The following is a 23013-nucleotide window of genomic DNA, read 5'->3' as shown; positions in this document are numbered from 1 at the left end:
TTGAAAAAATTGATTCAATTATTCGTCGCGATTTTCTTGATCTCGGGTGTCATCCTATTCACCTTGAATCAGTTAAACGAGACACAAGGGTATTCAGGTAAGAATGTCTTGAACATTTATAACTGGGGCGATTATATCGATCCGGCACTGATCAAACAGTTTGAAAAAGAGAGTGGCATCAAGGTCGTCTATCAGACATTCGACTCGAACGAAGCGATGTTGACGAAAATCGAACAGGGAGGAACGACGTATGATATCGCCGTCCCATCCGACTATGCGATCGCAAAGATGATCGATGAGAAGCTCGTCCTGCCGATTGATCATCAAAAAATCCCGAATCTCAAAAATATCGATTCACGTTTCTTGGATCTATCCTTTGATCCGAAAAATAAATATTCGATTCCGTATTTCTGGGGAACGGTCGGTATCGTCTACAACAAAGACTTGATCGGAAAAAAACCAACGAGCTGGAAGGATCTATGGGATCCGAAGCTGAAGAACCAGATTCTACTTGCCGATGGTGCGCGTGAAGTAATAGGTATGAGTTTGAACAGTCTCGGTTATTCCTTGAATGAGACGGATGAGTCGAAGCTACAGGAAGCAAAAGCGAACCTGATGCGTTTGACGCCAAATGTCAAAGCGATTGTCGGGGACGAAATCAAGTTATTGCTTGCGAACGAAGAAGCAGGACTTGGTGTCGTCTGGTCTGGAGATGCGAACGAGATCATGAGTGAAAACGACAAACTTGACTATGTCATTCCAAAAGAAGGCTCGAACGTCTGGTTCGATAATATCGTCATTCCAAAGACAGCTAAAAACGTCAAGGGAGCACATCAGTTCATCAACTTCATGTTACGCCCAGATATTTCAGCGAAAAATGCGGACTACGTCGGTTATTCGACACCGAACAAAGAAGGCTTAAAGTTACTCGACAAGTCGGTTCGGACAGATAAACGATTCTATCCTGATAAACAAGTCACTGATACGCTTGAAGTCTATGAGAACCTCGGGAAGAAGATGCTCGCGCATTACAATGAGTTGTTCTTAGAGTTTAAGATGCATAAGAAATGAGGAAAAACCTAGTGCTAGGGGGCACTAGGTTCTTTTTTTATTTCTCTTCATAAAAATAAATATAAGTTCCCAAAAAAAAACTGTAAAAACTGAATAATTTTTTGAAATAGGGGAATCAGTTTATTATCAACGCCTTTTTACAGGCACCGGGGAGGACATCATCATGAAACAAGTTCTAGGAATCATCTTAACTGCCGCTCTCACTGTCAGCATCGTGTCAGGCACTTCATATAAACAGCAACCGGTCGAGGCATCAAAACAATCAGACGTCAAATGGCTTCAAGAAATTCAAACACAAGCGAAACAAGCGCGCTCACTCGATGGAAAAGTCGTACTTGAAAAAACGACACTTGCACAAGTACATAAAGCGTACAAAGGGGAAAAGAACTCCAATTGGTGTCAAAGTGGAAATGGTCTTGCTTCAGCAGATCGCTCCCTTCATTACTGTTCAACGTATGGCGTGAAGGACACAAAAGCTAAAGTTAGCGCCATCGTCTATGATCCAAAGCAAATCAAACGGACGGTGACGGTCAAAGAAGCTAAAAAAGCATATCCGACAGCGAAACTCGATAAAACATTCAACGTCATGACTGTTTCCTCGAAACAGGTCAACATTTATCTAAATTTAAATTCCGACCGTACACAAGTCATGTCAATTCTAGTAAAATATAACTAACGAAAAAGGATGACCGATTCGGCCATCCTTTTTATTTAATCGTTTTATAGAGTGGTACGAGATGCGAATAGGTATTTCGAATCATTTCGAGTAATTCTTCGCGTGACAGTTGATGAACTTGTTCTGCCGGAATATGGCGACCGACAAGGAACTCTGCTTTTTTGACGTCGTGGAAACGTTGTAACCCTTTTTGAAGATCCGTCGTGTGAACAGGAACCGCGTCTTTTTTCATATGGTCATAAGAAACAACGAAATCATCCGGAAGAGTCGTCAGCAGTTCCGTATGCTGTAACAGTTTTGATGCATATTGTTGTTTGTTCGGTAACTCATAAATATAAGCGAGCCAAATGAACAAGTGATCATCAAATAGACCGATTTGAAAGTGCGGATGTTTTTTATATCCACGTTTATCGGGTGAGAATGCCATCCATGTATCTTTCGGAGGATTGACCTTCCGCCGAGCATGTTGCGCGATGTGGACATGGACATCTTCTGCTGTTGCGACCGTCAAGTCAGGTGCGACTTCTTGACCGATGTCGCGGAAGATAGGCTGAATCCGTTCACGAATCGCCTTCATCCGGGGTTCTAATCCATCAATCTGAAATGTATCAAATGCATGTTGCGTGAATGTGTTTGTCATGAAAAATATCACCTCACATTAATTGTATCAAAGGATACTATCGAAGTTCGACATTTTGCTTGAAAAGTAGAATAATGGACATGTCGATTTCCAGTAATATACAACTACATACTTAAGAGGAAGGGGAATGTTTTGTGCGTCGTTTTCAACAATATCTCCTCCGAAGCTGGGTCGTTTTTTTCGTAATCGTCATTGGCATCGATCTTTTTGCGAAGTCAAAGGATTATAATCTCAGCATCGATTTGTTTACGTTCTTATTGATTGCCGTCTTGTCGACGATTTTCGTCATCGATCCTGTCCGTCGTCGTCATATGAGTTTTACCTTTCATTTTGGATTTGTTCTCTTTACGTTTTTATCATACGGTTTGTTATCAGCGATTTTCGTCGGTCAACTGACGATGCTCATCTATCAGTTGCGGACGATCCATACGCCGATCGGACGTCGTCGGATGTTGCACAACTATCCGTTTAATGTCGCGCTCGAGTTGTTTCTGATCGTGCCAGCAGGTCTTGCCTATAATGCCCTAGGTGGAACACACGGAGACGCATTCCTGTTGACAGAAAACATCGTTCCGTTACTAGCGATGGTCGCGATCCTTTGGATCGTACTCTTGTTACAATACCAGTTATCTCGATTTCTTCTCGGAGAAAACATTCCGAGTGACGTCATGTTCCAGCTCTTACGTTTTGAAGCAGTCGTCATCACGGCAGAACTGTTATATGGGATCTTCAGTACACTCGTAGTCCAAGGGAATGGGAATAGTGGACTCGTCATGGCAGCATTTGCATTGTTCATCATCAAACGAGCACTCGGGAGTTCGGTCGAAGCGTCTGATCGTATCGAACATTGGGAGCAGATCGAGCGATTGAAAGAAGCAGCTTGGAAGGACGGCGATGCACAGTTCATCATCGAGCGATATCTGCGACAGCTCAATCAATTCGTCAAACCGGATATCGCTTGGATTAAGTTTGATTTTGAAGAAGGCAAGCAGACTGTCTACTATTCGTTGAAGGATGGACGAAAGTTAAAAGCAGATCATGTCGAAGGACGAATCATTGAAGATATCATCGAAAAAGAAGAAGTCCTTCTTTACGGCATGCAACAGGAATGGGATATTCGTCTGTACGATTGTCTGCCAGAAGAAACACAATCTGTCCTCTTCATCCAACCGGAGGCGACGGAGACGATTAACTGCTCCTTATTCCTTGCGTCCCATGCGAGTGGAGAGTTCACGAAGGATTTCGGATACGAGTTATACCGCGCTTTACGTGTTCTATCATGGGCCGTTGAACGAGCGCACGAGCGAGAGCGGTTATTGACGGATAGTCGAACAGATGCGATGACAAAATTGCCAAACTATCGTGCGCTACAAGAGTGGGGGGATCGTCGTATTAAACAACGCGATCTGTATCCGTTCTCTGCATTGATGATTGATTTGGATCACTTTAAACAAATCAATGATACGTATGGTCATGAAGTCGGAGATGTCGTTTTATTTGAAGTCGCGAAGTTATTGATGCAAGCAACACGTATCACGGATCTCGTTGCGCGTTACGGGGGAGAGGAATTCGTCATCTTGCTACCAAATACGGATCTTGATTCCGCACAAATCGTTGCAGAACGGATTCGTGAGACGTTACATGCGCATCCTATTTTAGTTGAAGGTCACACCCTTCAGATCACAGCAAGTATCGGAATCGATACGTTAAAGGAACTTGGGGATCTCGCGAGTCTGATTCGAAATGCGGACCGGGCGATGTACGTCGGTGCCAAGTTCCAAGGACGCGATCGTGTCGCATCGTATCAGGAGTGGAAAGAGAAGGTCATTTAAAGAAGCGAATAGAAGGTGGCGGATGCGTCACCTTCTTTTTTGATGTAAAAAATCCTTCCAGTTCAAATGAACGAGAAGGATTGAAGAAGGTATAAGTTCATTGGGCTTGTTGTTTACTAAGGCGAATCTCGTTTTCGATCGCATGGATCGCGGCTGACCAAGACCCATAGCGATGAAGTAAGGCTTTCGTCGATGGTTTGTTGTTTCGCTTTGCCCATTCTCGATATGCTTCAAAGGAGAGGGAGAAGCCAACTTCTTCGATTGCTTGACGCAGGGAAGCAGCAAGTTCAGCTTTTGAATAGGTGACACTTGCTTCAAGTCCTGCTGCGGTACAGGCGTCATGCCATGAACCGAACATCTTGACGATATGATAGTGACTCGGGGCATGATGGACGGATTTACGCCACATTTGATACTTTTTGAGCGTGATCGTCGAGCCGACGTCTTGTGCATACCGTTCGAATGACTTTAAGATCTCGTCTTTCGTGTATTTAGGTGCACGCTCAAGTTCCTCCGGCTGTTGATCGACATTCCACTCGTATCCAGCAGCAGATAAGGCTTCTGGCCATGAACCGAATTGACGAATGATGTTTTCTGGCTGAGGCCAGTCATTCACGAGAGCATAACGGCGATAGACAGTGCGGCGTGGACGATCCTGGATGAGTTCACCGACCGCGCGGATGGCTTCAATCATCTCAAGTTGCTCTTCTGTATAACTCTGTTGACTCGTAAGTACACGTTGCTTCATGAGTGAGTCCTCCTTCCTAGTTCGATGTAATATTGAGGCAAAAGTCCTCTGTATTAGATATATCGGTACATTTCCATTAATTATGAATAATTCCCGCAAAATATTGTAAATAAAGTGAATCGGATTCTTTGCTTAGTATAAATGGAAGTCATGGAAATGAAAACAGAATGACACGAAATTTTAATTCTATTCAGAAAAATAGGACAAACGGCTCATATGGAAAAAAAGACCAGACACGCTCGTCAGCGAATCTGGTCTTCGGATATAACTTATTTTCCTTCAATGGAAGCCCATTTGTACGAAGTATCCGCACCAACTTTGTGGTTGACGACTCCTTTGACATACGGTTTACGTAGGAAGGATGCTCCACGTTGGTACATGACTGAGATGGCTTGATCATCCTCAAGGAGTGTTTTCTCAGCATCTTTCAGTGACTGCCAACGTTTTGCTGCATCGACTTCTTTTTGAGCCGATTTGATGAGTGAATCATACTTATCGCTTGTGTACTTACCACGGTTGTATGGTCCACCTGTTACCCACATATCGAGGAACGTCATCGGATCCTGATAGTCAGGTCCCCATCCTGCGAATGACAGTTCGAACTCACCTTTTGATTCAAGATCCAATTTGTTCTTGAACGGTTGTTGTTTGATCGTGACTTCAAGACCTGGAAGGTTTTTCTCCCACTCGCCTTTGAGGTACTCAGAGATTTTCTTCGAGTTGTCATCATCGTACGAAAGAAGCTCGAGTTTCACTGATTTCTTACCGACTTCTTTGAGACCTTTTTCGAACGATGCTTTGGCTGAAGAAGCGTCGTATGACCCGAAGCCTTCGTTGCCGTCACGGAAGTCTTTACCGTCTGGACCTTTTGCGAAGTCTTTTGGTACATAGTAGTACGCAGGGATCGAACCGTTGTTCAAGAGGACTTTCGCCATCTGCGCTTTATCGTATCCCGAATCGATCGCTTTACGGATATCCTTGTTTTTCAAGAGTTCATTCTTGAAGTTCATTTGGATGTAGTACATTGACGCATCAAGACGCGTATCGAACTCTTTGCTATCTTTGTACTGATCAACGAACTCACTCGTCAGACCGACTTGGTCGACATCACCTTTTTCGTAAAGGTTGACGCTCGTTGAGACTTCCTTAACGATCTTGAAGTTGATGTCATCGAGCTTGACGTTGTCTTTATCCCAGTACTGGTCGTTCTTCTTAAAGCTCCAGCCGACTTCCGTCTTCCAATCCGAGAGGGTGAATGGTCCGTTGTAGAGGAATGTATCCGGCTTCGTCGCAAAGTTTTTCCCTTGTTTTTCGACGAATTCTTGCTTGAGCGGCATGAATGAACCAAAACCAGTCAATGATTTGAAGTATTCAGCCGGTTGCGTCAACTTGACTTCGAGTGTTTTGTCGTCGACCGCTTTAACTGCAACGTCATCTGCTTTCCCTTTACCCGTGTTGTACGCTTCCGCACCGTCGATGATATACATGATATACGCATATTGCGAACCGCTCTTCGGATCGAGGACGCGTTTCCACGCATATTCGAAGTCTTTTGCTGTGACATCGCTGCCATCCGACCATTTTGAATCACGAAGTTTGAACGTGTATGTAAGTCCATCTTCCGAAACATCCACACTCTCAGCAACACCTGGTGTTGCTTCTTGTTTGTCGTCAAGACGGAACAGACCTTCTTGAACGTTGTTCAATACCGTGAAGGATACAGAGTCCGTTGCGACTGTCGGGCTAAGAGCCGGAATGTCTGAACCGCTCGTTAAGTTCAAGACTTGTTTGTCTGAAGTTTTGTCGCCTGATGTCGAGCCGCCTTCTTTTTTACCTTCATCTGTCGTCGAACATGCCGCAAGACTTGATCCAGCGATTGTCAGTGCTCCGACGAGTGCGAGTGCCTTTTTCTTCTTCATAAAGTAAATCCCTCCCAAAAGAAATAGATATATATGGTGAAACGAAAAGAACCGATAGGATAGCGATCCGGTGTCCGACTAAAAATAAGAGGGGTCATCGCCTTTTATTCTTAAGCTATGGAAAGCACCGGATCAACTTGTTATCAATAATAAATACAATATTCAGAAAAATCAATAGAATATTTTCAGATTATTTCAAAATCATTAAATTTGTGTGTGATACCAACGTTTTCTTACATGAAATTATTTTTATGTAAGGATAAAATTAGGAATATTAATAATCTGCACATACAAAAAGAACCAGTTGAATGATTCAACTGGTTCTTCGAATTATTTCTGTTCTTGTACGTATTGAAGTGCTTCTGCGACGTGATCTTTTACTTTCACACTACGCCATTCCTTGACGATTTCACCGGATTCATCGATTAAGAAAGTCGAGCGTACGATTCCATAATATTCCTTACCGTAGTTCTTCTTTAATTGCCAGACGCCATATTGTTCACAGACTTCGTGATCGACATCTGATAACAATTGAAACGGTAATTCGTATTTCGCGATAAAGTTCTGATGACGCTTCTGGCTATCGGCGGAGACGCCGAGAATGACGGTGTTGTTCTCTTCAAAAGCTTGCGTCGCATCTCGGAAATCACATGCCTCGGTCGTACAACCCGGCGTTGAATCCTTTGGATAGAAATAAAGTACGACTTTTTTTCCGCGATAATCCTCAAGGGAGATTGGTTCTCCTTGTGCATTTGGAAGGGTGAATGTTGGTGCTTGCATGAAAAACTCCTCCTTATCCTAATTCCATGTTTAATTGATCCGCATATTTTTCAAGCTTCTTTTGAAGGCTTTCTTTTAACGGATCGAGTGCGATCAAGTACTTCTCATAATCCGTACCGGCTTTCGCTGTCTTCATGAGGAGAGGCTGTTCTTCCTCATACCAATCCGCATAGTCTTGATAGTAATCAACAAGCGTCTCAGGGTTTCCTTCATTCTTCAGCGCCTCACCGTAAATCATCAGAATGTTACTGTTCATCTCAAGCGCCATATAATCCGTTTGCGCATTGACGCGAGAGAAGACGGCATCCTGTTCTTTTTCATCCGTTTTCCCGATTTCGTCTGCTGCTTTCGCATTGACACCATACTCATCGGCGTTAAACCCAGTGAACAGATCACCAAGCGTCGAGAAGACGGCCGGGTCGAACGTCGTCGGTGTCAGGACGATCTTCCACTCATCGTCTTTCTTCAATAACAGCTTCGATCCGCGGTTCGGGAGAATGGATCCCTTCGCATCCTTGAATTCATGGATGATATAAGCGACGTCACCCTTTTGGAACGACCTGACGATTTTACCAGGAATGACGTTCAAGTTCTTCGCACCAACGGCGAGGGGTTCAAGTTGTTTTGCGTCACCTGTATATTCAATCGATGCGAGGTCTTTCGCATCTGCTCGTCCCGATTGACCGAGCGTTTTTTCATAGGTTTGATAGATATCGAGAACGGCTTGTTCAGCCTTCTGTTGTTTCGTTTCCGTCGTCTTCGGGGATTTGGTATTTGTAGAAGACGGGGAATCGTTTCCGCAACCGACGAGTACGAGACTGGTCGCAAGCAGCACTACGAGCGATCGTTTCATTCGAATTCCTCCTAGATGGGTGTTCCTTGATGATTTCATAGCTAATCTTGTCTCTACCATACAGGAAATTCGCTTTTTTGAGTAGGATATCGGTACACTAAACGAAAGGGGAGTGATAGATATGAAAATTCATATTACAGACGAGGCATTGCAATACTTTAAAAATGAGATGGAAGCACAATCGGGCGATACGATTCGCTTTTTCGCAAAATATGGTGGATCAACGGATTTAACGCAAGGTTTCTCCGTCGGCGTTCATATGGAAGAAGTCGAACGGGCAGCGGTCGAGGAAGTCGTCGACGGTATTCATTTCGTCGTATCTGACCAAGATGACTGGTTATTCCAAGGACAAGACGTCAAAGTCTCGATCGAAAACGAAGAGATTGTTTTTTCACAAGCGAAGGAATGATAGAGGAACGAGGAGAGACCGAATCGGTCGCTCCTTTATTTTTTTGACTAGAATAATTGTAAGCGGACTCATGCTTCTGTACAATGGAGAATGTAAGCGATTTAAAGTAGAGATTAAAGGGGGAATAGAGATGATTCCGTACAAACACGAACCATTCACGGACTTCTCACAAGAAGCAAACAAGAAAGCGTTCGAAGAGGCACTTGCACTCGTCACGCAAGAACTCGGCAAAGATTATCCGCTCGTCATCGGTGGAAAACATGTGACGACGGAAGATAAAATCGTCTCCGTCAATCCGGCCAACAAAGAAGAGATCGTCGGACGTGTCTCAAAAGCGACACAGGAACATGCAGAAGAAGCGATGCAAGCAGCAGTCACAGCCTTCGAAACATGGAAATTCGTCAATCCGTCTGTACGTGCGGACGTCCTATTCAAAGCAGCGAACATCATCCGTAAGCGGAAGCATGAGTTCTCTGCCTACCTCGTCAAAGAAGCAGGGAAGCCTTGGAATGAAGCGGATGCGGATACAGCAGAAGCAATCGACTTCCTCGAATACTACGCACGTCAGATGCTCGTCTTAAAAGACGGTAAGAAAGTCGAGAGTCGTCCAGGCGAATACAACCGTTACGATTACATTCCACTCGGTGTCGGTGTCATCATCTCACCATGGAACTTCCCACTCGCGATCATGGCTGGAACAGCCGTCGCAGCAATCGTGGCAGGGAACCCGATCCTCTTGAAACCAGCATCGACGACACCGGTCGTCGCAGCGAAATTCGTTGAAGTGATGGAGCAAGCTGGTCTTCCGGCAGGCGTCTTGAACTTCGTACCCGGTTCAGGAGCAGAAGTCGGCGACTACCTCGTCGATCACCCAAAAACACGTTTCATCAGCTTCACGGGATCACGTGATGTCGGTCTTCGCATCAATGAGCGAGCATCAAAACTGAACGAAGGTCAAATCTGGCTCAAACGTGTCATCGCGGAAATGGGCGGAAAAGATACGATGGTCATCGATGAGTCGGCTGACCTCGATTACGCAGCGGACATGATCACGAAAGCGGCATTCGGATTCTCAGGTCAAAAATGTTCAGCTTGTTCACGTGTCGTCGCACTCGACTCTGTCTATGACGAGTTGCTCGAAAAAGTCGTCGCGAACACAAACAAACTCAGCATCGGTAACCCGACGGATGTCTCAAACAATGTCGGACCAGTCATCGATGCAGCAGCCTTCAAGAAAATCACGTCGTACTTCGACGTCGCAAAAGAAGAAGGACGCATCGTCGCAGGTGGTACGGCTGACGATTCAACAGGATTCTTCGTCTCACCGACAGTCGTCGCGGACGTTCAACCAACGGATCGTTTGATGCAAGAAGAAATCTTCGGACCAGTTGTCGCCTTCACGAAAGCGAAAGATTTCAAAGAAGCAATCGATATCGCAAACAACACGGAATACGGATTGACAGGTGCTGTCATCACGCAAGACCGGACGAATCAAGAGTACGCACGTGCGAACTTCCACGTCGGTAACCTCTACTTCAACCGGGGTTGCACAGGCGCAATCGTTGGCTACCAACCATTTGGTGGGTTCAACATGTCAGGTACGGATTCGAAAGCGGGCGGACCGGATTACTTGACTTTACATCTTCAAGCAAAAACTACTTCAGAAATGTTCTGAAATGGTGTTTAATAGATGAAACGGGTGTGCGACCTGCACACCCGTTTTTCTTATATCACGGAAAAAGGGGGAGCAAGGATGAACGGAATGTGGTTCGCGATTTTGCTATATCTCGGCCTGATGGTCGCACTTGGCGTCATTGCGTATTATCGGACGAAGAACATGAATGACTATATGCTTGGAGGACGTACGATCGGTCCCGTCGTCACGGCGCTCTCTGCAGGAGCAAGTGACATGAGTGGGTGGCTGTTGATGGGTTTACCGGGTGCGATGTATGCAACTGGTCTGTCCAGTGGATGGATTGTCGTCGGATTATTACTTGGCGCTTATGCCAACTGGTTACTCGTCGCGCCTCGTCTGCGTGCGTATACGGCACATGCAGGGGATGCAATCACGATTCCCGATTACTTTGAAAAACGATTCCACGATAAAAGTGGTGTTTTGCGTACCGTTTCAGCTGGAGTTATTTTAATATTCTTTATAATGTATGCATCAAGTGGTTTTGTCGCAGGTGGTCGTTTATTCGAAGCTGTCTTTGGTCTTGAATATACAACAGGTCTTTGGATTCTCGCAGGCGTCGTCATTGCGTATGTCTTCCTCGGTGGTTTCCTTGCCGTCAGTTGGACGGACGTCGTGCAAGGGATGATCATGGTCATCGCATTGCTGATCGTACCAGCTGTCGCGCTGACTTTAAGTGGTGGGATTAATGATACACTGGAGACGATCCGGTCGACAGGCGGCTCGAAACTGGAACTGTTCAAAGGGACGACGACGATCGGTATCATCTCGCTTCTCGCGTGGGGACTCGGCTATTTTGGACAGCCGCATATCATCGTTCGTTTCATGGCGATTCGTAACTTACATGAGATGAAGTCGGCGCGTCGTGTCGGGATGATTTGGATGACGTTCTCGATCGTTGGTGCAATGGTGACGGGCTTGATCGGATATGCCTATTACACGCAACAAAGTGCGGGATTAAAAAATCCAGAGAATGTCTTCATTCAATTATCACGTGACCTTTTCCCAGGGTTCATTACAGGGTTGTTGCTTGCAGCCTTACTTGCTGCGATCATGTCGACGATTTCGACGCAGCTGCTCGTTTCTTCAAGTGCGGCAACGAATGATTTCTATCACCGTTTCTTTAAACGTGATGCTTCAGACCGTGAATTGATGTTGATGGGGCGTGCTATGGTTCTTGTCGTAGCGCTTCTTGCGATTCTCTTATCGTTCGGAGCACAGAAGTCGATCTTAACACTCGTCGGATACGCGTGGGCTGGTTTTGGTTCAGCATTCGGTCCGGTCGTGCTGTTCAGCTTACTGTGGCGCCGGATGAACAAGACGGGAGCACTCGCTTCAATGATCACGGGATCCGTCGTTGTCATTGCTTGGATTCTCATTAACCAGAATGTTGAGGGATTACCATCGTACATTTCGGAAATGTATGAGATGATTCCAGCATTCATCGCTTCGACGATCGCGCTCGTTATCGGTAGTCTCGTGACGAAGGAACCGAGTCAAGCGATCTATGATGAGTTCGATCAAGTACAAGCGCAACTAAAAGGTGCAGAGCCTGAGCGGAAAATCGTCTAAATAACGGAAAGGGGTGTTTCCTGAGTAAAGGAGACACTCCTTTTTTTGTTTACTTGATACGTTATTATTTACCATAAACATATTTGTTGCGCTTACGCAAAATGAGCGTATAATAAAAACAAAAAAGTGAGGTGAATGAGATGGTGACACAGCCACTTACACAAGACGTACCCAAAAAACGGACATATATCGGACCGGCGTTCGTTGCTGCCGTCGCGTACCTCGATCCGGGAAACTTTGCAACGAACATGACAGCAGGTGCTCAATATGGCTATTTACTGCTCTGGGTCATCGTTGCCTCGAACTTGATGGCCGTCGTCATTCAGTTCCTATCAGCCAAACTTGGAATCGTCAGCAATCTTAGTTTAGCGGAGGTGATTCGAGAAGAGTTATCGCCGGTCTATCGCTTCTTTTACTGGGTACAAGCGGAACTCGTCGCAATGGCGACCGATCTCGCGGAGTTCGTCGGAGCCGCACTCGGATTTCATTTACTGTTTGCGATCGACTTACGCATGGCGGCGCTGTTGACGGCAGTCTTATCATTCGTCATCCTCGGATTCGAGCAAAAGGGACTTCGACATTTCGAAGCCGTCATCGCGGTGCTTGTTTTAATCATCGCTGCCGCTTTTGCAATTGAAGTGTTTGAAGTCCATCCGGTCTTTCGCGATCTATCGGCAGGATTGGTACCGGGATTTGAGGGTACGTCGAGCATCGTGCTTGCTGCCGGGATGCTCGGAGCAACTGTCATGCCACATGCGATCTATCTCCATTCCGATTTAACGAAGCGACGGATGGGACATGTTGCAAACAAAATACCGCTGTTACGAATCCAACGCTTCGATATTTGGGGAGCGATGCTGATCGCCGGAGCGGTCAACGGAGCAATGCTCGTCATCGCGGCCAGTGTATTTTACGGTACGAAATATCAAGCTGGTTCACTTGAAGCGATCTATGAGGGACTTCATGTCACGCTTGGTGGCATCGCGCCGTATCTGTTTGCAATTGCCTTACTCGTTTCAGGTCTTGCATCATCGAGTGTCGGTACGATGTCAGGTGACGCGATCATGCGCGGATTCCTCCATCTTCAATTGCCGTTGTTCGTTCGACGGACTGTGACGATGTTACCGGCGATTTTGTTGCTCTTCTCCGGTTTTGATCCGACACGAGCACTTGTCCTGAGTCAGGTCGCTTTATCGTTCGGGATTCCGTTCGCGCTAATCCCTTTGATTCGGGCGACAGCGAGTGAACGGTACATGGGGGAATATCGAAACAGTCATTTCATGAACGCGTTGGCATGGATCATCGTCTCGATCGTCATCGTCTTCAATATCTATTTACTCTTTGATGTCTTAGTATGAATATTCAGTATTTTTGTTTCGTCTGATTTAAACCGGGTATTTCATAACTAGAAGCTTTCCGCCCGGAAGCTTTGCTACCCCTATAAGGACGATGGTGCGGACCTCCCCCCGATGCACCATCGTCTTTTTTGTCTGGACAAAAAGTGCTATGATTAGAAATAGTGTAAAATATATCGCAAAAGTTCCGGAGGTGGAATGACATGGCAAAGATTAATGAGGAGCAAGTCCGCCACGTGGCGCATTTGGCACGCCTTGCCGTGACAGATGAAGAAGTAGCACAATTCACAGGACAACTCGAGAAGATTCTTGGGTTCGCTGAACAATTAAATGAACTCGATACGACAGGCGTCGAACCGACGACTCATGTCCTCGATTTAAAGAACGTCCTACGTAAGGACGAAGTACGTCCATCACTTCCGCGTACGGAAGTAGAACGACTCGCACCCGATTGGGAAGACGGACAAGTCCGCGTCCCAGCGGTGTTCGAATAAGGAGGAAATGACCCGATGTCACTTTTTGAACATGGTGTCAAAACATTACACACACTCATTCAGGATGGCGAAGTCAAAGCTTCTGAACTCGTCAAGGAATCCTTTGATCAAATCGACCGCGTCGACGGAAAAATCGGTGCGTTTCTCTCATTGAATGAAGAAGCGTTCGAGCAAGCGAAACGAATGGATGATGTCGCGAAACACGAAGCGAACCCACTGTTTGGTCTTCCAATCGGCGTCAAGGATAACATCGTCACGAAAGGAATGACGACGACATGTGGTTCGAAATTCCTTGAGAACTTCGTACCAGCACATGATGCGACGGTCGTCGAGCGTCTGCATGAAGCAGGGGCAATCACAATCGGGAAGTTGAACATGGATGAGTTCGCAATGGGTTCTTCAAACGAGAACTCAGCGTACAAACCGGTTCGCAATCCATGGAATACAAAACACGTTCCAGGCGGTTCTTCGGGTGGTTCAGCAGCTGCTGTCGCAGCAGGCGAAGTCTTGTTCAGCCTCGGTTCGGATACAGGTGGTTCGATTCGTCAACCGGCTGCCTATTGTGGTGTCGTTGGGTTGAAACCGACTTACGGTCTCGTCTCACGTTTTGGTCTCGTTGCGTTCGCGTCGTCCCTTGACCAAATTGGTCCGTTGACACGAACAGTCGAAGATAACGCGTATCTTTTGAGCGCGATCGCAGGACACTGTGAGATGGATTCGACGTCTGCGAACGTTGCAGCAATGGATTATACACAAGCGTTGACTGGTGATATCAAAGGTTTGAAGATCGCTGTTCCGAAAGAATACTTCGGCGAGGGTGTCAGTGAAGGCGTCAAAGCCAACATCCGTGAAGCGATCCAAAAACTCGAAGCACTCGGTGCAACGGTTGACGAAGTCTCACTTCCGAACTCGAAATATGCGCTTGCGACGTACTACTTACTCGCTTCATCAGAAGCATCTTCGAACCTCGCACGCTTTGACGGCATTCGTTACGGTGTCCGCGCGGAAGCGGACGCACTTGAAGATGTCTTCAAGTATTCCCGTTCACAAGGATTCGGAGACGAAGTCAAACGCCGGATCATGCTCGGAACGTATGCACTCAGCTCTGGTTACTACGATGCCTACTATAAAAAAGCACAACAAGCTCGGACGTTAATCAAAAAAGATTTCGAAGATGTCCTTGCGAACTATGACGTCATCATCGGACCAACAGCACCGACACCAGCATTCGAACTCGGTGCACAGCTCGATGACCCGGTCACGATGTATGCGAATGACATCTTGACGATTCCGATTAACTTAGCAGGTGTCCCAGCGATCTCGGTTCCAGCTGGATTCGTCGACGGTCTTCCGGTCGGCTTACAAATCATTGGAAAACATTTCGATGAGGCGACGATCTATCGCGCTGCGCATGCGTTTGAGCTTGCGACAGGTGGATTCGCGCTTCCGAAGTTATAAGGAGCGAATGTATCATGAACTTTGAAACGATCATCGGGATCGAGGTCCACGCCGAACTGAGCACGAACACGAAGATGTTCTGTGGTTGTGCGCGGGAATATGGCGCAGAGACGAACACGAAAACGTGTCCGATTTGTCTTGGACACCCGGGCGTCTTGCCGAAAATCAACGAAAAAGCCGTCGAACTCGCCGTTCGTGCAGCGATGGCACTCAACTGCCAAGTAGCTGATCAAACAAAATTCGACCGGAAGAACTATTTCTATCCGGATACGCCAAAAGCGTATCAAATCTCGCAGTTTGATCAACCAATCGGCTTTGATGGCTACATCGATGCGGAAGTCGATGGCGAAACGAAACGCTTCCGAATCGAACGTGTCCATCTGGAAGAAGATGCCGGTAAGATGAACCACACGGGTGCCAACCACTCGGTCGTCGACTTCAACCGGACAGGCGCACCGCTAATTGAGATCGTCAGTGAAGCGGATATGCGTTCACCGAAAGACGCGGTCGCCTACCTCGAACGTCTCAAAGAAGTCTTGCAATATGCAGGCGTCTCAGACGTCAAGATGGAAGAGGGGTCACTCCGTTGCGACTGTAACATCTCGGTGCGTCCATACGGACAAGAGAAGTTCGGTACGAAAACAGAGCTCAAGAACTTAAACTCATTCGGAAACGTCTTAAAAGGGCTTGAGTTTGAAGAAGATCGTCACCGTAAACTATTGCTTGCGGGTGGTGTGATGCGTCAAGAAACACTCCGTTTCGATGAGACGAAAAAACAAACCGTCCTCATGCGTGTCAAGGAAGGGGCGTCGGACTATCGTTACTTCCCAGAGCCTGACCTCGTCAAGCTCGTACTGGATCATGATTGGAAAGAAGCGATTCGTGCCGGTATCCCGGAACTTCCAGATGCACGCCGTGTTCGTTACCAAGAAGAACTCGGTCTTTCAGCGTATGACGCGAAACAATTGACGGTCACACGTGAAATGGCAGAGTACTTCGAAGCGACACTTGCAGCTGGTGCAGAGCCAAAAGCAGCAGCCAACTGGACAGTCGGTGAGATCCAAGGTCACTTGAATAAATCGACGGAAACGTTCGAAACAGTCAAGATGACACCAGCGCGTTTGGCAGAGATGATCGACTTGATCGCAAGCGGCACGATTTCTTCGAAAATCGCCAAACAAGTCTTCACGGCAGTCATCGAAGAAGGTGTCGAGCCGCGTGCATACGTTGAAGCAAACGGTCTTGCACAAATTTCGGATGAAGGATTGTTGCGTGGTCTCATCGTCGAGATGTTCGAAGCGAACCCAGCCGTCGTCGAGGAGTTACTCGGTGGACGTGATCGGAAGAAAGGCTTCGTCATCGGTCAGATCATGAAGAAAACAAAAGGAATGGCAAACCCTGCTCTCCTTGATCAACTCTTCTACGAAGAGCTCGAAAAACTGAAATAAGTTCCACTTAAGATGGCGTCTGTCTCTCCCTCGCTGAGGTGAAGAAACGGACGCTGTCTTTTTTGGCTTTGTAATGTCTCGAGAGTTCATGTAGAATAAAACAGTTATGTATCAAATGAACGGTTGAGTCAAAAAGGAGAAAATCTTATGAGACCTAGAGCGCGCGTGATTTATAACCCGACTTCCGGGAAAGAGATGGTTAAACGAAACTTACCGTATATCCTCGACCGACTCGAAGCAGCGGGTTATGAGACATCTGTTTACTCGACGAAAGCGGTCGGCGATGCGACGTATGAAGCAGCACGAGCATGCGAAGCAGACTTTGATCTTGTCGTCGCTGCAGGCGGCGATGGTACGTTGAATGAAGTGATCAGCGGAATGGCAGCTTATAGCAAACGTCCAAAGCTTGGTGTACTACCTGTTGGAACGACGAATGACTTTGGTCGAGCGATGCGTATTCCGTTGACGATCGAAGGGGCGATGGATGTCATCTGCACAGGACATACGATGCCGGTCGATATCGGTAAGATCGAAGGGTCGACAGGCGTCCATTACTTCATCAACATCGCTGGTGGCGGCATCATGACAGAACTGTCGTACGAAGTGCCTTCAAAGCTGAAGACGGCACTTGGACAGCTCGCGTACTATGTCAAAGGGATGGAGAAACTTCCGCAAATCCGGCCAACATATGTCGAACTGGAGCATGAAAAGGGTATATTCAAAGGAGAAGTCATGTTGTTCTTGACATCCAATACGAACTCTGTCGGTGGATTCGAGAAGTTGTCACCGAACGCGTCACTTAACGATGGTCGGTTTGATCTCTTCATCCTGAAGAAATGTAACCTCGTCGAATTAATTCGTGTCATGCGTCTTGCCTTGAAAGGGGATCATTTCTCGGACCCTTGCATCGAGCATGTCACGACCTCATTCGTCCGTATGAAGAACACATCAGAGATGAGTTTGAACATTGATGGTGAGTTTGGCGGCATCTGCGAAGGCGAGATGACGAATCTTCGCTCTCATTTCGAAGTCATGACACCAAAGTTCCGGATCGAAGAAATGGAACAGATTAATACACAACTACAAGAAGCAGAAATGAACCTCGCGTGAAGCGAGGTTTTTAAGGAGGATATTCATGATTCCAGTACAAAAGAACGATGAACACGTCGTCGAGATCGTCGACCTGACACATGAAGGATCAGGGGTCGCGCGCATCGATGGATATACGGTCTTCATCCCAGGCGCATTGCCGACGGAGCAGGTCAAGATCAAGATCACGAAAACGACGAAGTCTTACGGATTCGGTCGCATCATCCGTCAAAAGACGAAGAGTGCCGATCGTGTCGAGCCACCTTGCCCAGTTTACAACCAGTGTGGCGGTTGCCAATTGCAACATTTGTCATACGACGCAGAACTCAAGTTCAAGCACAACCGCGTTCGTGACGCTTTCGCGCGCCTAGCAGGCCTCGAGATTCCGGTCCACGAGACGATGGGTATGGAAGATCCATGGGGTTACCGCAACAAGGCACAAGTACCGGTCGCGTTCCAATCGAACAAATTGATGGCTGGCTTCTATCAAAAACGGAGCCACCGGATCATCGATATGGACTACTGCTTGATCCAAAACAAAGAAAACGATGAAGCTGTCCAAGCGGTTCGTAAAGTCCTCGCTGACTTAAAAGTCCCAGCATACGACGAGAAGAAAAAAGCAGGTGTCATTCGTCATATCATGGCACGTCATGGCTACCATACGAACGAGTTGATGGTCGTTCTCGTCACGAAGGTCAAACAACTTCGCGGTATCGATAAAATCGTCGAAGGGATCTTAAAGGCGTTACCGAACGTCACTTCGATCCAGCACAACATCAACCCGGATGATACGAACGTCATTCTTGGGAAAAAGAACGTCGTCTTGTACGGACCGTCCGTCATTCGCGATCAAATCGCTGGTTTGACATATGAGATCTCACCGCATTCGTTCTTCCAAGTCAACCCGTTGCAAACAGAGAAACTCTACGCGAAAGCGCTCGAGTATGCTCAGTTGACAGGAGAGGAGACAGTCGTTGATGCATACTGTGGAATCGGTTCGATTTCATTGTCACTCGCAAAACAAGCGAAGCACGTCTACGGTATCGAAATCGTACCGCAAGCAATCGATGACGCACGCCGGAACGCACAAGCGAACGGTATCGAGAACGTGACATTCGAGTACGGTGCAGCTGAGAAGGTCATGCCAGCACTCGTCAAAGCCGGTATCCAACCGGACGTCATCGTCGTCGACCCACCACGTAAAGGCTGTGACGAAGAGTTCTTACGTGCTGCAGCAGATGTCGCACCGAAGCGGATCGTCTACGTCTCATGTAATGCGTCGACACAAGCACGTGACGCGAAGTTGTTGGCGGAGCTCGGTTATACACTCGTTGAAGTGACACCGGTCGATATGTTCCCGCATACGACACACGTTGAGAGCGTTGCCTTGTTCGTCCGTAACTAAATCGCTTTGAATGCCTCTTTCCATTAAGGAAGGAGGCTTTTTTGTCTTTACGCTTAGCAATCAATGGGTAGGAACAAAAAATGAGAAACGGCTTTATTAAGCCATTTCTCATTTTGATAATCGTCATTCTGTTTCTGTTGTTTCATCCTCAATCGTTGACCGTGCTGTGTTCGGGAACAATTCAGCAAGAACACGTTCACTTGCCGTGCCGTCATCCAAGCTACAGAACCGTTCGAGGAAGCGATCATATTTTTCTTGGTAAGCGACAGACTTCGTATCAATCTGTTCGATATAATCGATGACTTGATCCGTTTCTTTTAGGAGTGGTCCCGGAACGACTGCTTCGAAATCGAAGTAGAATCCACGTAACGTCGATGCATATTTCTCTAAGTCATACGTAAAGAAGATCATCGGACGTTGTAAGTGCGCATAATCGAAGAAGACAGACGAATAGTCGGTGATTAGCACGTCACTGACTAAATACAACTCTGCGATATCACCGTATGACGACACGTCATAGGCAAATCCTTCATGTCCACTGATGTCCATGTTTTGTGCAATCAAGTAATGCATCCGGAGTAAGACGACGTAGTCGTCACCGAGTCGGGCTTGCATCTCGTTCAAGTCGAGTTGGAGATCAAAGCGGTATTTTCCACGCGCAATGAACTCGTCATCCCGCCATGTCGGTGCGTACAAAACGACTTTCTTGTCGGCTGGAATATCCAGACGCGCTTTGATTTCGCTGATCAAACCAGCTTGATCGTCCGCATACAAGAGATCGTTTCGCGGATAACCTGTCTCAAGCATCGTATTTTGGAAACCGAACGCACTCTTGAAGATTTCGCTCGAATAAGCATTCGGAGAAATCAAGTAGTTCCACTCCTGTGCTTGATTGTAGAAGTTCCGCTTATAGCGTGTCGCATTCGTTCCCGCCATATGGACTTCTTCCATGTCGAGACCTAATCGTTTTAAAGGAGTACCGTGCCATGTCTGGAGATAGATTGTTTCTTCGCGTTTTTTCAAGCTCAGTGGCTGACGCGTGTTGAAGACCCAGTACTTGGCACGTGCCATTGCTTGGTAGTACGCGAAGCTGTTTTTGAGCACCCAGTTCGGACAAGCTTCCTTGACGTCATCTGAAGGTTCTTTCGAGAAAATCCAGACGAGTTCAAGTTCTGGGCGTTGTTCTTTTAATTTCAGGTAAAGCGCCTTTGGATTATCAGAATAGCTCCGACCGAGGAAACTCTCAAATAAGACGAGGTTCTCTTTGACCGGCATCTTTTGGAACAGGCGATAGAGCATCAGACCGTTCTTGATCTTTTTACGTCGTGCCGTCCGTAGCGTTCGTTTTGTCTTCACGGCAGTGATGTATGAACGGAACATGAAGTAGGAACCCGTCGACCATGCTTGTAGATACTTACTTCGTGTCTTCGTCCGTCTTAAATCGTAAGCGACGTGACGGAATACATCTGCCTGCTGACTTTTTGACGTGCTTCGTTCAAGCAACGCACGACCACGTTTTGAGATGAATCGTTTGTACCATGTATTCAAGAACTTTTGAACAGTGTTATCCATCGTATGCGCAGATAACATACCATAGATCCGTGAGATATCAGTCAATGTCGTGATATCGCGTGCTTGATAGAGTGATTGTCCCTCGAGTGGTGTACTGCGTGAGTTTCGACCGTAGACGACATAACTGACCGATGTCAGGTTCGTCAGTTTCGCGATAATCGTATGCGCGATGATCGTATCAGCAAACCATCGTGTCTCAAGAACCGGCAAATCGCTCAGCAAGTCCTTTTTGATCATCCAGCCGTGAATCGTCGTCAAATGACGCGAATTGAATTTCGTGCGAGTGTAGAAGAAATAACGATCATCATCGATCGGCATAAGCCATTTTTTCTTGTTGTAGACAGGTGAGACTTTACCGATGATGACTTCACCGCGTGATTTCTCATAGGCTTTGATATACGTATAGAGCGCACGTGGTGCGAGGATATCATCACTGTCGAGGAATGTGACGTAGTCACCTGTCGCGACTTCAAGACCGCGACGGCGTGCAGCATATGTTCCTTGATGTGCTTGTTCCAAGATCGTACAAGTCGGATAGAGGGAGCGAAGCTCATCGATGTATGGGCTTGGTCCATCAAAGACGACGATGATTTCTACCGGAATAGACACCTTCTGATCAAGAACGGATTGAATGGCTGTCTTCGTTTGTGATTCGGTTTGATAGACAGGAATGATGACACTAATTGAGTTCATGTTGATTCTCCTTTTTTGTTGAAAGAATCCGCTCAAGACGGATTCACGAAAATAGTTCCTGTTGAATAGGATATCACAAAACGAAAAAAAGGCACGATTCTCTTAAAATTCACTTCGTTGTCGATAATGTGTCGGGGTCTCACCGGTCGTCTGCTTGAAGGCTTGACTGAAGTGGCTTTGACTCGAGAAGTGTAACTTGTTCGAGATCGTCAGCAAGGAATCGTCCGAAGAACGCAAGAGGCGCTTCGCTTCCCGGATCCGTTCCCGGATAACGTAGCGGGCGAGCGGTAGACCGGTCTCATCTTTGAATAGGACGGACAGATAGTTAGACGAGACATGGATGGCTTGACTGATCGACGAGACGGACAAAGGTTCATAGAGGTGTTGCTGAATATAACGAATGGCTGCCAACACATGTGGCGAATGACGTAATGCTTGGAGCTCCTTGACGGCTTCGGCAAACGAAACGGTAATCCGGACATGCCGATTCCGGAGCTCAGCGATACTCGTCGCCGCTTCAATCGTCTCAATCATCCGGTCGCTGAGTGAGAATGCCTCATCCGGTTCCAGTCCGCCGCGAATCGCAGCACGCGCGCTTAAGAGGACAGTCCCGAGCAACAGATTCTTTTCTGCACGTAAGGGCTGATGACGGGCGAGTGTTCCGAACTCGCCATAGGCCGGCAGGGAATAGGTCGTAGCGAGGCGCTCACTTTGACCGGTCGCGATCCAATCAATGATTTGTTGTTCCCGTTGCCAGGCTTTTCGATACGCCGTGACGCCTGTATGGGAAGGGGCGTCTGCGACGAGAGGGATTTCGGCTTCCTGAATATCAGACTGTTGTTCGATCTCGCGCTTCGGTAGAGCTTCCCCGTGTAACAAGCGATACATCAAGTGAGCACAGTCAATCAGTCGATTCTCCGTCGTACGTGGTAAGGCTTTATAGAACTGATGGTAGGCTTCATCTTGGATGTGTGCCCGAAAAAGAGCCGATTGTAGTAAAACCGGACCGATTCGGTACATTCCTTGTTCCGGAACATCTAAAAAGAGGTAAGCTGTACCATCTTTCAGGGTATAGAGTAGAGGAGTCTTTTTTAGTACTGGCCATTCGTTCTCAATCAGTAAGGTTCCCGGATGAGATGGAGCTTCTGGACGTAACGACAGCGGAGTACCGTGATGATCTCGGTACGTGACGAAAAAACCAGTCATCCCGTAGAGGTGCTCTGCGATTTGCGTCAAGTCAGACGTCGACAAGCGATTCATGACACGACTCCTTTCGAAATATAGTGGATTGCTTCTAGTGTATGTC

General features: G+C 46.9%; 19 protein-coding genes. 12 read left to right on the top strand and 7 right to left on the bottom strand.

The genetic code is table 11. From position 1 onward, the window contains the following. On the top strand, positions 1-1071 hold the full coding sequence (locus ACY2IG_RS14155) for an ABC transporter substrate-binding protein (RefSeq protein WP_056063175.1): 1071 nt from the start codon (positions 1-3) through the stop codon (positions 1069-1071). 163 nt (positions 1072-1234) lie between these two features. After that, a complete protein-coding gene (locus tag ACY2IG_RS14150; protein ID WP_035410262.1) occupies positions 1235-1747 on the top strand; it encodes a hypothetical protein in 513 nt (170 codons plus the stop codon). Between the two features lie 31 nt (positions 1748-1778). Here the strand turns inward: ACY2IG_RS14150 and ACY2IG_RS14145 are convergent, their stop codons facing one another. After that, positions 1779-2387: a YktB family protein gene (locus ACY2IG_RS14145; RefSeq protein ID WP_462618072.1), complete on the bottom strand. Its 609-nt coding sequence runs from the start codon at positions 2385-2387 to the stop codon at positions 1779-1781. Positions 2388-2521: 134 nt separating this feature from the next. Between ACY2IG_RS14145 and ACY2IG_RS14140 the strand changes: the two genes are divergently transcribed. Beyond that, on the top strand, positions 2522-4219 hold the full coding sequence (locus tag ACY2IG_RS14140) for a GGDEF domain-containing protein (protein WP_035410254.1): 1698 nt from the start codon (positions 2522-2524) through the stop codon (positions 4217-4219). Positions 4220-4316: 97 nt separating this feature from the next. On the opposite strand, the gene ACY2IG_RS14135 is transcribed toward ACY2IG_RS14140, so the two are convergent. The 4 genes from ACY2IG_RS14135 to ACY2IG_RS14120 all read right to left on the bottom strand — a co-directional run bounded on the left by ACY2IG_RS14135 (position 4317) and on the right by ACY2IG_RS14120 (position 8519). Then, complete coding sequence (locus tag ACY2IG_RS14135; RefSeq protein ID WP_035410251.1) at positions 4317-4967, bottom strand: homing endonuclease associated repeat-containing protein; 651 nt, start codon at positions 4965-4967, stop codon at positions 4317-4319. A 269-nt stretch (positions 4968-5236) separates the two neighbouring features. Further along, positions 5237-6886 (bottom strand): peptide ABC transporter substrate-binding protein, encoded by a 1650-nt coding sequence (locus ACY2IG_RS14130; protein ID WP_056063166.1) that lies wholly within the window; start codon positions 6884-6886, stop codon positions 5237-5239. A gap of 330 nt (positions 6887-7216) precedes the next feature. Continuing rightward, positions 7217-7666 carry a thioredoxin-dependent thiol peroxidase gene (gene bcp, locus ACY2IG_RS14125; protein WP_329469129.1) on the bottom strand — a complete coding sequence of 150 codons (450 nt, stop codon included), beginning with the start codon at positions 7664-7666 and terminating at the stop codon, positions 7217-7219. Positions 7667-7679: 13 nt separating this feature from the next. Further along, on the bottom strand, positions 7680-8519 hold the full coding sequence (locus ACY2IG_RS14120; RefSeq protein WP_462618071.1) for a hypothetical protein: 840 nt from the start codon (positions 8517-8519) through the stop codon (positions 7680-7682). A gap of 121 nt (positions 8520-8640) precedes the next feature. Between ACY2IG_RS14120 and ACY2IG_RS14115 the strand changes: the two genes are divergently transcribed. The 9 genes from ACY2IG_RS14115 to rlmD all read left to right on the top strand — a co-directional run bounded on the left by ACY2IG_RS14115 (position 8641) and on the right by rlmD (position 19442). After that, a complete protein-coding gene (locus ACY2IG_RS14115; protein ID WP_035410238.1) occupies positions 8641-8928 on the top strand; it encodes a HesB/YadR/YfhF family protein in 288 nt (95 codons plus the stop codon). A 130-nt stretch (positions 8929-9058) separates the two neighbouring features. Beyond that, on the top strand, positions 9059-10603 hold the full coding sequence (gene pruA / locus ACY2IG_RS14110; protein WP_029342578.1) for an L-glutamate gamma-semialdehyde dehydrogenase: 1545 nt from the start codon (positions 9059-9061) through the stop codon (positions 10601-10603). A 78-nt stretch (positions 10604-10681) separates the two neighbouring features. Next, complete coding sequence (gene putP / locus ACY2IG_RS14105; RefSeq protein ID WP_462618070.1) at positions 10682-12193, top strand: sodium/proline symporter PutP; 1512 nt, start codon at positions 10682-10684, stop codon at positions 12191-12193. A gap of 140 nt (positions 12194-12333) precedes the next feature. Continuing rightward, the gene (locus ACY2IG_RS14100; RefSeq protein WP_462618069.1) at positions 12334-13551 is read left to right on the top strand and encodes an Nramp family divalent metal transporter; all 1218 of its coding nucleotides are present in this window, start codon (positions 12334-12336) and stop codon (positions 13549-13551) included. Positions 13552-13751: 200 nt separating this feature from the next. After that, entirely contained in the window at positions 13752-14042 is a 291-nt protein-coding gene (gene gatC, locus ACY2IG_RS14095; RefSeq protein ID WP_023469336.1) for an Asp-tRNA(Asn)/Glu-tRNA(Gln) amidotransferase subunit GatC, read from the top strand. Between the two features lie 15 nt (positions 14043-14057). Beyond that, positions 14058-15500: an Asp-tRNA(Asn)/Glu-tRNA(Gln) amidotransferase subunit GatA gene (gatA, locus tag ACY2IG_RS14090; RefSeq protein ID WP_462618068.1), complete on the top strand. Its 1443-nt coding sequence runs from the start codon at positions 14058-14060 to the stop codon at positions 15498-15500. Between the two features lie 14 nt (positions 15501-15514). Beyond that, on the top strand, positions 15515-16948 hold the full coding sequence (gene gatB / locus ACY2IG_RS14085) for an Asp-tRNA(Asn)/Glu-tRNA(Gln) amidotransferase subunit GatB (RefSeq protein ID WP_035410227.1): 1434 nt from the start codon (positions 15515-15517) through the stop codon (positions 16946-16948). A 147-nt stretch (positions 16949-17095) separates the two neighbouring features. Then, positions 17096-18058, top strand: coding sequence for a diacylglycerol kinase (locus ACY2IG_RS14080; protein WP_035410224.1), 963 nt, complete (start codon positions 17096-17098; stop codon positions 18056-18058). A 25-nt stretch (positions 18059-18083) separates the two neighbouring features. Then, on the top strand, positions 18084-19442 hold the full coding sequence (gene rlmD, locus ACY2IG_RS14075; protein WP_462618067.1) for a 23S rRNA (uracil(1939)-C(5))-methyltransferase RlmD: 1359 nt from the start codon (positions 18084-18086) through the stop codon (positions 19440-19442). A 123-nt stretch (positions 19443-19565) separates the two neighbouring features. Here rlmD and ACY2IG_RS14070 read toward each other — a convergent pair whose 3' ends face one another. Beyond that, on the bottom strand, positions 19566-21707 hold the full coding sequence (locus tag ACY2IG_RS14070) for a bifunctional glycosyltransferase/CDP-glycerol:glycerophosphate glycerophosphotransferase (RefSeq protein WP_462618066.1): 2142 nt from the start codon (positions 21705-21707) through the stop codon (positions 19566-19568). Between the two features lie 102 nt (positions 21708-21809). After that, the gene (locus tag ACY2IG_RS14065; RefSeq protein WP_035410218.1) at positions 21810-22967 is read right to left on the bottom strand and encodes a helix-turn-helix domain-containing protein; all 1158 of its coding nucleotides are present in this window, start codon (positions 22965-22967) and stop codon (positions 21810-21812) included. Between the last annotated feature and the right edge of the window lie 46 nt (positions 22968-23013).

It is taken from the genome of Exiguobacterium sp. EF_C8, assembly GCF_054956715.1.
Note: the sequence above shows the minus strand (reverse complement) of the source record. Positions and strands in the feature narration are given on the sequence as shown.